The sequence below is a fragment of the Arthrobacter sp. PAMC 25486 genome, assembly GCF_000785535.1.
GTDB lineage: Bacteria > Actinomycetota > Actinomycetes > Actinomycetales > Micrococcaceae > Specibacter.
In genome coordinates this window covers 2,978,649-2,992,349 of the sequence record NZ_CP007595.1, presented here as the reverse complement: position 1 = coordinate 2,992,349, position 13,701 = coordinate 2,978,649, and the positions used below count along the sequence as shown (strand labels likewise).

Below are 13,701 nucleotides of genomic sequence, written 5' to 3'. Positions count from 1 at the left end.
TCGTGTCTGCGCTGGCGGGCTGGTCGCTGGGGAAGATCTTCACTCCGCCGCCGGCCACCACTGCGCAGAGCGTGGTGAATACGTTCACGGTGAGGCAAGGCAGCCTTGGCAAGGCCATCACGTTGAACGCGGCGGCAGCATGGGGCTCTGAAGCCTCCGGCATCAACCGCGCCGCGGGCGTCGTCACGTCCATGGAACCCGTAGCCGACCCCAAAGTCTCCGGCGATCCGATCTACGCCGCCGACCTTGCCCCGGTCGCTTTGGTCGCAGGGAGCACCCCGGCGTTCCGTGAGATCACCACGGGAACGGAAGGCCCGGACGTCGTACAACTCGCCGCGATGCTCGCCGAGCGCGGCTACGGCGTGGACCCGGAGACCAGCAAGGTGGACTGGGTGTTTGCCCAGGCCATCAAGGCGTGGCAGAGGGACATTGGCGCCAAGGACACCGGGACTGTAGCAAACGGGGCCGTGATCTTCGCTCCCGGGCTGCCGGCGAGGATTCAGTTCGATCCCGACATCATCAGCGTCGGCGCCACCCTGGCAGGCGGGGAGAAGGTGTTGACCGTGGCCTCGGCCGTGCCGGAATTCACCATCGAGGTTCCGAACGAGCAGGCGCAGACCATTCCTGTGGGAACTCCGGTCAGCATCAAGAACGGGGAAGCGAGGTGGCCGGGCCAGGTTTCCGGGATCAGGGAATTGGCCAACGGAAGCAACAAACTGCTGGTGCTCGGATCCGCCACAGATACGCCCATCTGCGGGGCGGACTGCGGGGCACTCACGGCGGTGAAGGACGCATTGTTCCCCACGGAAATCACCCTGGTCCCGCACCAGGAAGGGCTGGTGGTGCCATCCTCGGCGATCCGCACCAACGCCTCCGGCGGCACTTCGGTGATGCTGGCATCCGGCACCGACCAGCCCGTCGAAGTTGTCGGGACCTCCTCGGGCATGAGCATCGTGACAGGTGTGGACGCCGGCACCGTCATCCAGTTGTGGGCGCCGGCAGCCCCAAAACCATGACCGACACAAGCGCCGGGACCGACACGGGCACTTCCGTTTTCACCCCCGGCACGGGGCTGTCCATCCGGGACCTCAGCTTCGCATTCCCGCGCACCGAGGAACTCTTCAACGGCCTGTCCCTGGACTTCCACCCGGGCGAGCTGACCATCCTGACCGGTCCCAGCGGCCGCGGCAAATCCACCCTGCTCTACTTACTGGGCCTCATGCTCAAACCCAGTGCGGGCCACGTTTCCGTGTCCGGCACCAATGCTTCTGCCATGAACGACGCCGGACGGGCCGCCTTGCGTGCCTCGGCCTACGGTTTCGTGTTCCAGGACTCCGCACTGGACCCCACCCGCACCGTGCTCGACAACGTGTTGGAGACCTGCCTGTACCGGGGCGAGACGAAGAAGTCCCGCACACCGCGGGCCATGGAACTGTTGGAACAGTTTGGGGTGACCGAACGTGCCACCCATAAGCCCGGGCAGATCTCCGGCGGGCAGGCCCAGCGGATCGCCCTGTGCCGGGCGCTGCTGCACAACCCCTCGATTGTGCTGGCGGACGAGCCCACGGGAAACCTCGACGCCGAATCCTCCGGGATCGTCACCACCGCCCTGCACGCCCACGCCCAAGCGGGAGGGGTGGTCATCGTCGCAACGCACGATCCCGCCGTCGTCAGTCTTGCGGACCGGGTGGTGAAACTATGACCGCCACCCAAGGCTCTGCGCTGCGGGGGTTCCGGGCGCTGGCGCGGGAGAGCTTCGCCTCCATGGTCGCGTACAAGGCCGCCTCAATCTTGTCCGTGATCATCGTGGCGGGCATGTGCGTGATCGTGCTGCTCACCGCAGGGAAGTCCGAGGGAATGCGGACCGCGCTGACGGAGTCGCTGGACTCGGCCGGGGCCCGCACCCTGGTGTTTTCCTCCGCCAGCGGCACCCCCTTTGACGCGCAGGCAATCGACGCCCTGGCCGGATTGGGCAACGTTGCCGAGCTCACCGCCGTCGGACCCGCCAACGACGTCCAGGCCATCACCTACGGCACCAAGCTTCCCGTCCGCTCCCTTTACACCGACACCCCGGCAGAACTCGGACTCGGCACGCTGCCGCAGGAACCCACCGAGCTGAGCGGCTCCGTGCTGTACTTGTCGGAACAAGCCGGGAAAACCATCGGCGCCGTGGACGGGACCATCGCCGTGGAAACCGCCGCCGGCACGTCCTACTCCGCCGCCGTGGGCCTGCGGGTCCCCGACGCCCTCGCCTTCCTGGAACCCCTCGCCGTGGTCCCCCGGCCCCTCGCCGAGGCCGGCAACGCCACTGCCGTGGTGGTCACGGCCTCCGACGCCGCGTCCGTGGCCGCGCTGACGAAAATCGTCACCGGCATCCTCGTCGGCGACAACCCCAACGACCTCCGCGTGAGCACCAGCCAACAGCTCGCCGACCTCGCGGGACTGCTCTCGAGCCAATTCGGCAGCTTCCAAAAATCCATGGTTGCCGGCGCCATGGCCCTCAGCGCCGTTTTGGTCGCCGCGATTCAAGCCGGGCTTATGATGATCAAGCGCAAGGACTACGGACGCCGCCGCGCGCTCGGCGCCTCACGCTCCTTGGTGATGGGCCTCATCCTGGGCCAGGCAGCGCTCGTCTCCACCACCGGAATTATCCTCGGTACCGTTGGAGCCGTCACCTTCCTGGCAGGCACAAACTCGCCGGTCCCCGGCCTGGGGTACCTGGTCGCCGTCGGGCTTCTCACCCTGTTCACCTGCCTGGCGGCCTCCATCCTCCCTGCGATCGGCGCCGCCTGGCGAGACCCCATCAAGGAACTCCGGGTCCCGTGAGCGGCACCCTTCACGCATCCCCGTGCCGCCCAAAAACACAAAACCCCCGCAACGCCAGGCGCCGCGGGGGTTTTGCAAACAACAATAATTAGCCGTCGGTCTTCACGATGTACACGTCGCACGGGGCGTTGTGTGAAACAGCGTTTGCAACCGATCCCAGCACGCGAGCCAGGCCCTGCATGCGGACGTTGCCAACAACGATCAGTTCAGCCTTGAGCTTGGTGGCTTCTTCGAGCAGGACGTCGGCGGGCTTGCCCAGTGCCGAGGAGTACTCGGTCTTGACGCCGCTGATCTTCAGCTCTTCCGCGACGCGCTGAGCAACACGCTCTGCCTCGTCTGCTGTTGAGAGGAACCACTCGTCGTTTCCGATGGCAACCTTTTCGGTCTTGTCTTCGCCGAACGCGGTCACGACGCGCAGGGTGCGCCCGGTGGCCTTGGCTAGTTCCGCGGCAACGCGGGCAGCCTTCATGGACGTTGAGTTGCCGTCTACGCCGACAATGATGATTCCAGCCATTTGTTTCATCCTTTGCTTGCTTCGAAACACCAGCACATTGCGTACTGACGCCATATCTTGTCCCCTACTTTAGCCACAACTGCCCGTGTTTAGGCCTAAACGTGCGCGAACTTACCCTCCTGTTACGCGAACCGGGGCGGAAACGGCGTCGGCAAGGATTTCCAGCACATGCCGGTAGTCCTGCCCCGTGGCCCGTGTCATGCCAAGTTCGCAGGTCCTGTTGCAGGAGGCATGCACGATTGCGTCCATCGCCGCTACATCCCCGGCCTGTGCAGCCGTGGCTGAGGCCGTGAGTTCCGGGTGCAGCATGCCGCGGTCCCCGGCAAAGCCGCAGCAGCCCCAGTTGTCCGGCACCTGCACGGAATCCGCCGCCGCCTCCGCCACCTGAACCAGGGCGGGGTTCAGGCCCATGCGAACCGACGAGCACGTGGGGTGCAGTGCCATCGACTCCAATTTCTCCCAGCCCCCGCCCAGCAGCGGCAGCAGCTTCTCCGCCGTGAACTCCACCGCATCCACCACCCGCAACGGCCTCTGCCCGACCGCCAGGACTTCGCTTTCGATCGTGTGCAGCAAACCCTCGGTGCAACTGGAGGCGTCGCAAATGACGTCCAGCTCGCCGTCGCGCGTAGCCTCGCGCAGCAGCTTCAGTGTCCGTTCATGCATCTGCGCCAAGCCGGCGGCCATGCCCTTCGACGACCACGGCGTCCCGCAGCAGGCATCGGAAATGCCCTCCGGCACCAGCAGTTCCACCCCGGCGGCCGCACACAGCTGCTCAAAACTCGCCTGCACACCGGCCGAGCCGGCCTCCGCAGGCCCGAACATCACGTTCACGCAGGCGGGGAAATACACGGCCGCCGGCTCCTCCAAAGGTGCGGGCCGCCGTCGAGCCGCACCTCCCGCAGGCAGTTCGGAGGAGTACAGCGGCAGCGTGTCCGCACCAAGGATCTTTCGTCCCAGCTTGTTTGCCGGCTGCACGACGGCGGCCGGCACCTTCGCGGCGACGCCCAGTGCCAGCCCGGCCCCCTGGGTGACGGCGCCCCAATGCTTGGCGGCCGTCCCCCACACGCCGTTTTCAATCTTGCCGGCAGCCTTGGTGCGCAGGTGTTTGACCAATGTGCCGGTGTTGATGTCCACGGGGCAGGCGGTCTGGCACATGCCATCCACTGCGCAGGTGTCAACGCCGGCGTAGTCGTAGTCCTTGGCGAGCTCCTCCGCCAGGGCCGTGTTGCCGTCGTGGCGGGCCGCCTCCATGTCGCGCAGCGTGACAATGCGCTGGCGCGGGGTCAGCGTCAGGTTCTTGCTGGGGCACACGGGTTCGCAGTAGCCGCAGGAGACGCAGCGGTCCACTTCCGGGTCGACCTCCGGCGGCGCCGCCTTGATATGGCGCAGATGCGCTACAGGATCCTCGTCGAGAATGACGCCCGGATTGAGCATGCCGGCGGGGTCGCATAGCTCCTTAATGCGGCGCATCACCGCGTACAGCTCAGCGCCGTACTGGCGGCGCACAAATGGTGCCATGACACGGCCAGTGCCGTGCTCGGCCTTGAGCGAGCCGCCTTCGCCGAGCACCACATCCACCATGTCCTCGGTGAAGGCCGAGTAGCGGTCCAGCTCGTCCTTGCTGGCGAACTTGTCGGTGAGCATGAAGTGGATATTGCCGTCCTTGGCGTGCCCAAAAATGACGGAATTAGCATAACTGTACTTATTAAAGAGGGTGTTCAACTCCAGGCAGGTCCGGGCCAGTGCGGGCACCGGAACCACCACGTCCTCCAACAGTGCGGTGGTGCCCTGCGGGCGCGCCCCGGCCACCGACGTGTACAGGCCCTTGCGCAGGTGCCACAGCTCAGCCCGGACCAAGGCATCCGAGCTGAACTCGGCCGGCTCGTCCAGCCCCAGCGTTCCGGCAAGCGCCACAGCCTGGGCGTGGTGCCCTGCCAGTTCGTTCGGGTCACCGCTTTGGTATTCCACCAGCAGCGCCGCCTGCTGCTCAACATGCAATCCACGCACGACGCCGGGCACCTGTGTGAGCCGCTGTCCCACCTTGAGCGAGAGCGAGTCCATGAGCTCAATGGTTGCGGCGCCGCTATCCACCAGGGCGGGCAGGGCCGTGTTGGCGGCTTCGAGATTTTTAAACACCAGCAGCCCGGATGTGGCATGGGCCAGCCGCGGCACCGTCCGGAACACGGCCTCCGCCACGAACCCCAGCGTGCCTTCGCTGCCGATGACCAGGTGGGCCAGGATGTCCACGGGGTCCTCGAAGTCCAGCAGCGAGTTCAGTCCGTAGCCCATGGTGTTCTTCATGGCGAACTGCGCCTCAACGGTGGCACGGGAGACCGGATTGCTGCGCACCCTCTCGGCCAGTTCACCCAGGCCCTTGAACAGTTCGGGCTCCAGGGCGCGCAGGCGTGCCGAGGCATCTGGGGCGCCGGTGTCGATGACAGTGCCGCTGGGCAGCACCAGGGTCAGTGATTCCAGCGTGCGGTAGGCGTTGTCGGTGGTGCCGCACGCCATGCCGGAGGAGTTGTTGGCCACGACGCCGCCAATCGTGCATGCCGCTTCGCTGGCCGGGTCGGGTCCAAACTTCCTGCCAAAGCGCAGCAGCCTCGCATTCAGCTCCCGCACCGTAACCCCCGGTTGCACGCGGACCCGTGCCCCGCCGTCGAGCACGTCAATGGCACGGAAGTTCTTGCGCACATCCACCAGCAGTCCTCCGCTGACGGCCTGTCCGCTCAGGCTTGTGCCGCCGGAGCGCAGGGTCAGGGGCAGTCCGCGGGCGGCGCTGATCCTCATGAGCGCGCCCACTTCTGCGGCGTTTGCGGGGACGGCCACGGCCTGCGGGATCAGCAGGAAGTGCGAGGCATCGTGGGCATTGGCATGGCGGTCAAGGGCGCCCGTGCGGGTCTGTTCCGGGCGTCCCATGGCCGCAGCAATTTCCTGGCGCACCACGCCACTCAATGCTGCCGAGATTCCGTCATCCACGCCTGTCTGCGCCGACATTTTTGCCCCTTTGCATTCCCCTGGCCCATCGAGGCGGAATGCCATCAATGGTGCGTCCGCTGGCTTGCGCTCTCGCGTTCCACGAGTATTTCACTTTATGCTGGGCCAAACATCATCTCCAGCGTTGGGAGCACCATGAGCATCGCCACTGCAGACCTTTATGACTTGCACGGCCCCGAACTGGCCTCCGTTTCGGTGCAGTTTCGGGACTTTGGCGCGATTGCGACCTTCAGCGGGCCGGCCCGCACCATTCAATGCCTGGGCGGCAACGGACTGGTGAAGGCAACGCTGACGACGCCCGGCCGGGGCGCCGTCCTGCTGGTCGACGACGGCGGTTCACGGCTAACCGCGCTGATGGGGGACATGATCGCCCAGTCTGCGGTGGACAGTAGCCGCGCTTTCGCCCCGGGATCACCCCTTGAAGTTGGCCGGTCCCCGCAGTGGCAGCAATTGCGCCTTCTTCTCCGCTGTTAGCCGCACGAGGATGCCGCTCGGTTCGTGAAAGAACGCCAGCACCGTCTCGGCGATGACGCACTTGGTTTCGTCGACCGGATCAAAAATTGCGTAGGCCACGGTAAAGCTGGCACCCTTCACGGCACTGATCCAGAGCTCCACGCGGGCCGGGATGTTGCGGTAGTTCAGCGGCGTCAGGTACTTGACCCGGTGCTCGACCACCAATGCCTGCACGTCAGCAGCCAGCTCGGAGAAGATGGGCTGGGGCACTTCCACCCCCGGCAGTCCCGTCCCTGCCGGTGGCCCAAACGCGTGCACTCGGGCCTCCTCGAGGATGCGCAGCACCTCCACATTGTTGATGTGCCCGTAGGCATCCATGTCTCCCCAGCGCATGGGAACCTGGAGCGTGAGGTGCGTCCCGCCGTCGTGCTTGTCCTGTTGCTGGGTCATGAGAATCGTCCGCTTTCATGTGGCATGGCCGCCAGCACCTGCTCCTGCGCGGCGGCGAGATAGTTCGATAAATTGGCTGCTGCCTGCGCACGCTGGCCATGACGCCACAGGGCTAAAATCTCGGCATTTTGGCTGCTGAAGGGTGCGTGGAATGCGGGATCCGCGGCCATGGCATGAAACACCAGCCGCATCTCCGACTGAACATGAGCCATCAGGGTGTCCAACCGCGAACTCCCCGCCAGGGCCACCACCAGGGCATGAAATTGCTGGTTTGCCGCGGCCATTCCCGGCACGTCGTGCCGTTCGCGCGCAGCCAGGCCCTGCTGCACCGCCGCGGCGAGCTCCGGCTCGATGGTGGCCCCGGCCGCCGGCGTGCGCTCCTGCAGCAACGCCGCAGGCTCCAGGATGCACCGAATCCGGTACATTTCCTGCACATCAGCCCGCGACGGCTGGGCCACGAAAACGCCCCTGTTGGGGATGCGCGTGACAATCCGCTCCGCACCCAGCACGGCAAACGCCTCGCGCAGGGTGTTCCGCGAAACGCCCAGCGTCTCACCGAGTGACTGCTCCGACAGCTTCGTCCCCGGCCGCAGTTGACCACCCAAAATGGCCGCCCGCAGCCAATCCGCTGCCCCCTTGCCGGCATGGGCGCGTTTGAGGGTGGGCGCACTTTCGGTGACGTGCCCGCCTTTCCCCAGGGCCGACGTCGAACGTGGCGGTTGCCTTTGGCTCACCTCAGGACGCATCTTCGGCAGGCCATTCGCGGTTGAGAATGGCGTAGTGGCGCAGGGTGATCCATTCATCCTTGCTCCAGTCCGCTTCCACAAACGTTGCCTCACGCCGCATTCCGAGACGGGTCATGAGTGCGGCAGACTTTTCATTCCTGTCATCGCAAATCCCCTCCACCCGGTGCCAGCCGAAATGGTTGAAGGCGATGTTCAGGGCGGCGGCGCAGGCGGCATGGGCGATCCCCCGGCCCTGGACCTTGGGGCTGAAAACAAACCCGATTTCTCCTCGCTGCGGATTGGCGACATCCCACTTCAGCAGCACCTCACCCACGACTTCCGCGGAATTGCCATGCTCCACCGCGAGATCAAGCCACTGGCCGGGCGTGGACAGCTCCTTTTGTGATGCCATCGAGGCCATGGTCAGCACGGTGTCGGCCATGGTGTGGGGCGGGTGCGGCAGATAGCGGGCAACCTCGGCGAGTGACCTATAGGCATTCACGGCCAGCGCATCTGCCTCGGTGACGGGTCGCAGCCGGATGCCGTTGTGACTGAAGGGATAGCTCGGCTGGGATGGGGCGGAGATCTCGGAAGCCATGTTCAGATCCTAATGGCGATTGGTATTCTTCCTGGACGCAGCGGCTTTCGCGGCCGGTTTTGAGGGCTGCCTGGCAGCAGAAAGGCTTGCGGGAAACAGTCAGGATCCTTCGATAGCATGAGCGCATGTCTGCCGCTCCAACAACTCGCCGTCGCGTGGAACTTGTTTTGGTTCCCCTGGTCGCCGCCTTTTGCATGGCATTCGTCATCGGGGCCATAGTCCTCGACCGTGATGGCGGAGCCTGTCCCTCCCCCAACTGGGATAACCAGCTCACGCTCTCATTGGCAGGCAACCTCAACGGCATGACCCACGCCGCGGCAGTCAGTGCGTGCTCCGGTGCCGAGTGTGTGCCCGTGGCGCCCGGCACATCCGCGGCCGCTGCTGCCCTTCATTCAGTGGAGAACACCCGCTCCCTGACCCAGCAGAAGGACGGAACCTGGCTGTTGAACGTTGGCGCGCAGCCGCCCAATGCGGTCAACTTCAGTGTTTACGACCACAACGGCAAGGTACTCGCAACCGAGTCAGCGGCCTTGAATTGGACACGCGTCTCCGGCAACGAACGTTGTGGCGGCCGCATGGCGGGCATCAATGTAGTGATGGAGATGCCTTAGCTTTCGTGATGGAGTCGCTTGGGCGTTCCTCGGACGACTCCGGCCCGTTCATGTCTAGCGATTCAGGAAATGGATCAGGACGCCAAGTCCCCACGTCCCCGCAGCCAGCGAGGCGAAGCCAAATTCGGCAAGGATTCCCAATCCCGTCGCCTTGATGGCGGCCATGGACGAGGACACCGCTGCACGTGCATCCTTCTGCCGGGCGAGCTCGGAGAGAAACAGGCCCAGGGCAAAGCCCACCAGCAGCCCCACCACCGGGATCACGAAGAACCCAACGATTCCCAGCAGCAGCCCAATAACCACCGACCTGCCGGGAATGGACTGTTTCTTCATGGCCCGGCCGGTCAGCACTGCGCTGGAGGCCATGCCTGCGGCAACAAAGACAATGCCGACACCAAAGACAACCCACCCCAACGTGGATCCCGTCGTCAGCGCCCAGACCAGCAGGCTGATGCCAATCAAAATACTGCCGGGCAGCACCGGGACGATGATGCCGACTGCGCCGACCATGATGGCCAACCCGCAAACAATGGTCCAAATAATCTGTGCATCCATGCTGCAATGATGCCACTTCCACTCGAAGAGGCTGCACCGCCGCGGCGCAGCTTTCTCAATGTCAGCCCTGCCGGGCCTGCGGCCTAGACTTTCCCTGTGACCACAGTGCAGAAGCCCGACCCCCAGGCATCAGCAGGGCCGGCCCCCTCCGGGCCCGGCTGGCCTGCCGCGTTCCAACGTGCAGCCGCACTCAGCCGTGCAGCAGCATCGCCGCTTAGCCTTGCCGGACTGGCGGGCGCCATGGCGTTGGCGCTGTATTCGTTGTTCTCGTGGCTGCAATGGCAGAGCTTCACCATTCGTTCCTGGGACCTGGGGATCTTCACCCAACTGGCCAAGGCCTATGCAAACTTCCAGCCACCCATCGTGAGCCTGAAGGGTGAGGGCTACAACCTCCTGGGCGATCACTTCCACCCGTTGCTGGTGGTGTTGGGCCCGATCTACAAGGTATTCCCCCACGCGTTCACCCTGCTGGTGGTCCAAAATGTGTTGTTCGCCGTTTCCGTTGCGGTCATCACGCACTTTGCCATCAAACGGCTCGGCAGATTCACCGGCGTCTGCATCGGCATCGGCTACGCACTGAGCTGGGGCCTGCAATCGGCCGTTGACTCACAGTTCCATGAGATCGCCTTCGCCGTGCCGCTGCTGGCGCTCTCGCTCACGGCGCTACTCGATGGGCGGTGGCGCGCAGCCTGGATCTGGGCTGCCCTGCTGGTGTTCGTCAAGGAGGACCTGGGCCTGACGGTCCTGACGATTGGCCTCGTCATGGCGTTTCGCGTCCACACCACCGCGGGCCTGTGGCTTGCAGCGTGGGGGGCTGGCTGGTTCGTGCTGACCACGAAGGTGATCCTGCCGGCTTTGAATCCGGGCTCCCAATGGGCCTATGAAAGCCAGCTCAACATTGGCGGGCTGCTCAGCGACCCGCTCTCATTTTTCTATCCTGACAAGGTTGTCACGGTGCTTTTGCTGGTGGCCATCACGGCCGGGCTGTGCCTTTTTTCACCCCTGGCCTTGATAGTTCTACCAACTTTGGCGTGGCGTTTCCTGTCCGAGTTGCCCGTCTACTGGGGTCAGGATTGGCAGTATAGTGCCGTGCTCATGCCAGTTGTTTTTGCCGCCGCCATCGATGCCCTGTCCCGCCGGAGGGTCCTTGACTCAGCCCGTTTACGGCGACTTCTGGGTGCCGGAATCCTGCTCATTTCGGTGGTGCTGAGCAGCCAGTACGCATTGGGAAGCCTCCTTGATCCTTCACGGCACTTCCCCCTCACCACGGTGGCTTCCTCGGAAAACGCCCTCGCCGCAGTGCCCGACGGGGTCACAGTTGAGACCGACATTTCCCTCATGAGCTACCTCGTTGACCGCTCGGAGGTTTACTGGATCGGCAATGAAAACCCGCCACCGCAGTATGTGCTCATCGACGTTTCGGCCCGCCCCGGCCTTGCCCCCACCGCCGCGGCTGCGGAGGCGCAACAGCGTTTCCCCGGCACCCGCTATGAAACCGTATTTGCCGATTCCCGCTACCAGGTGGCCCGGCAAAAGTAGTCAATCAATAGCCCTGAACGCTCCCGCGGTTTTTTGGGCCCACGACGGCGAGGTCCCGCAGCGGTTCTGGGCCCACGACCGCGAGGGCCCCGGGCCGAGCTTGCGAGGTCCCGCAGCAGTTCCGGGCCCACGACCGCGAGGGCCCCGGGCCGAGCTTGCGAGGTCTGGGAGCGGTTGGGGAACGACGGCGAGGGCCCCGGGCCGAGCTTGCGAGGTCTGGGAGCGGTTGGGGAACGACGGCGAGGGCCCCGGGCCGAGCTTGCGAGGTCTGGGAGCGGTTGGGGTACGACGGCGGAACTTGGGTTCCGCCGTCGTTCTTGGCTTTACGGGTGGTCAGCCGCCGAAATACCGGCTAGGCAGCGGCCTTGCGTGCGGCGTCGAGATCGACGAAGACGGCGCGGTTAAGCTCAAAGGACTCGGCCGCAAAGTTCAGGATGTTGTCCTTCTGCACGCGGCTGAAATCGGTGCTGTCAAGGAGTTCGCGGTAGGCGTCCTTATACGGCTTGGGTTTGGTGATCTCATCGAACGCGTAGAAGTTCAGGCCTTCGCTGGCGATGCCGTAGTGGCGCTGGACCATGCGCTGGATGATCAGGCCGCCGGAGAGGTCACCCAGGTAGCGCACGTAGTGGTGGGCCAGCAGGAACTCGATGGATTCGCGGCCCATGGTGGACAGGACGTCGGCGTAGGCGAGGGTGGCGGGCACGATCACGATGCGGCCGTCGGCAAGTTGCGCTTCCCAATCCTCGCCGTGGTGGTAGGCCATGTCCGCTTCCAAGGCAGCGACGCGCGCCAGCTTCGGGTCGATGAATCCCCCCAGCTGGGGATGGTCTGTGTGGGCTGCCAGCGCTGTTTCCAGTGCCCGGTAAATGATGAGGCTCTGGTCCAGCAGGCTTACCAATGCCGGCGCATCCAGGGAGCCACCCATCAGCTCCGCCACAAACGTGGAGTCTTCAGCGGCCATGTGTGCTGCTGCGGTGTGGCTCTTGAGCTCCTGCGACAAGGCGGCGGGAATTTCGGACACTACGGATTCAACTGCGGGTGCGGACATGAGTAACTCCATGATTAGGTAACGGTAACCTTAGCTAATCAAGGATGGTGACACTGTGTCAAGATCTTAATGACACAGTGTCACTGACATTCGTCACATTTTCCTGCCTTAATCGACGCCCTTGATCTTCACCACGAAGAATGCACCCAGCAATCCGATGACGGCCGCCACCACGTACAGCGTGACGTAGCCACCCAAAATGGTGACGAGCGGCCACGCGATGATCGGGGCAATAACCTGGGGCAGTGAATTCGCCACGTTGATCACGCCCATGTCCTTTCCGCGGTTCGCAGCCGATGGCAGGACCTGGGTAAGCAGGGCAAAGTCGACGGCCAAATACACGCCATAGCCGATGCCAAGGACTGCGGCTCCCGTCAACGCTCCGGGCCAGGTGGGGAAGAACGCGAGGATCAGTGCGGCCAGGGCAATGATGCCGGAGGAAACAATGACAAAGGGTTTGCGCTTGCCCACCTTGTCGGTCCAGCGCCCGCCAATGACGGCGGTAATCAGCGTCAGCACCGCATAGATGCCGGTGAGGATCAGCACGCCAAATTCCGGGTTCTCGAACCCAACGGCGTCGGTCAGAAAGAACAGCAAGTACAAGGTGACCAGGTGGTTTCCCACATTGACCAGAAAACGCGTGATCCAGGCCCAGGCAAAGTCAGGGTAGCGGCGCGGAGAGATCCAAAAGCCCGTGAAAAAAGCGGGCCAGGTGAAGGCAGGCCTGTCCTTCGCATCCAGGACAGGGTCGTTGGAGAAGAACAGGTACGGCACCATGCCCACAATCAGGGCGACGGCACAGATGATGAAACCAAGGGAGAAGTTCCCTGCCACCACGGCGGCTATCGCGGCACCGACCAGGATGCCGGCCACCGTCCCCATCGAGGCGAGACCACCAATGCTGCCGCGCTGGCGCACCGGCACCTGGTCGGGGATGGCCGCCGTCGTCGCCGCAAGAGCGCCGTTGCAGCCCAATTGCACCAGGCACCACAGCAGGGTCATGGCGGCCACAGTGGGTGCGCCGGCCAACCCCACAAGGCCGATGGTGCCCAGCAGTGCGCCGATGAACACCCAGGGGACCCGGCGGCCGAAGCGGGAGGTTGTCCTGTCGCTGAAGGTGCCAAAAAGGGGATTCGCCACGAGGGAAACCGCGGCGCCAGCACCGGTGACGAGTGCCAGAATTCCTTCCTTGTCAGCTTCGCTGAAATCGGCGGCCTGCTGGCCCAACAGGACCTGGATGGGGCCGAAGAACGCGGCATTGATGCCCACGTTGACCAGCACAATGGAGGTGGTCCAGCGATGGCGCACATTGACCGTGGGTTCGGCGAGCGCCAGGCTCGGCGGCTGCACCCCCTGGTGTCCGGCAGTTTCCTTGTGGGTCATCG

Annotated in this window: 14 protein-coding genes; 6 read left to right on the top strand and 8 right to left on the bottom strand. The window is 64.4% G+C overall.

The genetic code is table 11. The features are described 5' to 3' along the window. Positions 1 to 2: 2 nt before the first annotated feature. Genes art_RS13670 through art_RS22290 form a run of 3 tightly spaced genes read left to right on the top strand, consistent with a single transcriptional unit; the run spans position 3 to position 2,826 of the window. Complete coding sequence (locus art_RS13670) at positions 3 to 1,016, top strand: peptidoglycan-binding protein (protein ID WP_157875271.1); 1,014 nt, start codon at positions 3 to 5, stop codon at positions 1,014 to 1,016. Continuing rightward, the gene (locus art_RS13665; RefSeq protein ID WP_052136975.1) at positions 1,013 to 1,702 is read left to right on the top strand and encodes an ABC transporter ATP-binding protein; all 690 of its coding nucleotides are present in this window, start codon (positions 1,013 to 1,015) and stop codon (positions 1,700 to 1,702) included. Before art_RS13670 ends, art_RS13665 begins: the two co-directional genes overlap by 4 nt. After that, positions 1,699 to 2,826 carry an ABC transporter permease gene (locus art_RS22290; RefSeq protein WP_038465638.1) on the top strand — a complete coding sequence of 376 codons (1,128 nt, stop codon included), beginning with the start codon at positions 1,699 to 1,701 and terminating at the stop codon, positions 2,824 to 2,826. Before art_RS13665 ends, art_RS22290 begins: the two co-directional genes overlap by 4 nt. Before the next feature lie 88 nt (positions 2,827 to 2,914). On the opposite strand, the gene art_RS13655 is transcribed toward art_RS22290, so the two are convergent. Both art_RS13655 and art_RS13650 read right to left on the bottom strand, forming a co-directional pair. Then, complete coding sequence (locus art_RS13655) at positions 2,915 to 3,340, bottom strand: universal stress protein (RefSeq protein WP_038465637.1); 426 nt, start codon at positions 3,338 to 3,340, stop codon at positions 2,915 to 2,917. A 111-nt stretch (positions 3,341 to 3,451) separates the two neighbouring features. Next, positions 3,452 to 6,259 (bottom strand): FAD-binding and (Fe-S)-binding domain-containing protein, encoded by a 2,808-nt coding sequence (locus art_RS13650; protein WP_052136974.1) that lies wholly within the window; start codon positions 6,257 to 6,259, stop codon positions 3,452 to 3,454. A gap of 213 nt (positions 6,260 to 6,472) precedes the next feature. Here art_RS13650 and art_RS21735 point away from each other — a divergent pair, with 213 nt between their 5' ends. Next, on the top strand, positions 6,473 to 6,811 hold the full coding sequence (locus tag art_RS21735; RefSeq protein ID WP_082000296.1) for a hypothetical protein: 339 nt from the start codon (positions 6,473 to 6,475) through the stop codon (positions 6,809 to 6,811). On the opposite strand, the gene art_RS13645 is transcribed toward art_RS21735, so the two are convergent. Genes art_RS13645 through art_RS13635 form a run of 3 tightly spaced genes read right to left on the bottom strand, consistent with a single transcriptional unit; the run spans position 6,749 to position 8,563 of the window. Then, positions 6,749 to 7,240, bottom strand: a complete 492-nt coding sequence (locus tag art_RS13645; RefSeq protein WP_253901359.1) for a thioesterase family protein — start codon at positions 7,238 to 7,240, stop codon at positions 6,749 to 6,751. The two genes, art_RS21735 and art_RS13645, sit on opposite strands and share 63 nt — an antisense overlap. Further along, positions 7,237 to 7,974, bottom strand: coding sequence for a GntR family transcriptional regulator (locus art_RS13640; protein WP_253901358.1), 738 nt, complete (start codon positions 7,972 to 7,974; stop codon positions 7,237 to 7,239). Before art_RS13640 ends, art_RS13645 begins: the two co-directional genes overlap by 4 nt. Position 7,975: 1 nt before the next feature. Next, complete coding sequence (locus art_RS13635; RefSeq protein ID WP_038465635.1) at positions 7,976 to 8,563, bottom strand: GNAT family N-acetyltransferase; 588 nt, start codon at positions 8,561 to 8,563, stop codon at positions 7,976 to 7,978. 125 nt (positions 8,564 to 8,688) lie between these two features. On the opposite strand from art_RS13635, the gene art_RS13630 reads away from it, so the two are divergent. Beyond that, the gene (locus art_RS13630; protein ID WP_157875270.1) at positions 8,689 to 9,174 is read left to right on the top strand and encodes a hypothetical protein; all 486 of its coding nucleotides are present in this window, start codon (positions 8,689 to 8,691) and stop codon (positions 9,172 to 9,174) included. A 54-nt stretch (positions 9,175 to 9,228) separates the two neighbouring features. Here the strand turns inward: art_RS13630 and art_RS13625 are convergent, their stop codons facing one another. Next, complete coding sequence (locus art_RS13625; protein ID WP_038465631.1) at positions 9,229 to 9,729, bottom strand: DUF456 domain-containing protein; 501 nt, start codon at positions 9,727 to 9,729, stop codon at positions 9,229 to 9,231. 96 nt (positions 9,730 to 9,825) lie between these two features. On the opposite strand from art_RS13625, the gene art_RS13620 reads away from it, so the two are divergent. Further along, positions 9,826 to 11,268 carry a DUF2079 domain-containing protein gene (locus art_RS13620; protein WP_052136555.1) on the top strand — a complete coding sequence of 481 codons (1,443 nt, stop codon included), beginning with the start codon at positions 9,826 to 9,828 and terminating at the stop codon, positions 11,266 to 11,268. A 352-nt stretch (positions 11,269 to 11,620) separates the two neighbouring features. Here art_RS13620 and art_RS13615 read toward each other — a convergent pair whose 3' ends face one another. Continuing rightward, positions 11,621 to 12,316 carry a heme oxygenase (biliverdin-producing) gene (locus art_RS13615; protein WP_038465629.1) on the bottom strand — a complete coding sequence of 232 codons (696 nt, stop codon included), beginning with the start codon at positions 12,314 to 12,316 and terminating at the stop codon, positions 11,621 to 11,623. A gap of 108 nt (positions 12,317 to 12,424) precedes the next feature. Beyond that, a complete protein-coding gene (locus art_RS13610) occupies positions 12,425 to 13,699 on the bottom strand; it encodes an MFS transporter (protein WP_038465627.1) in 1,275 nt (424 codons plus the stop codon). Positions 13,700 to 13,701: the final 2 nt, after the last annotated feature.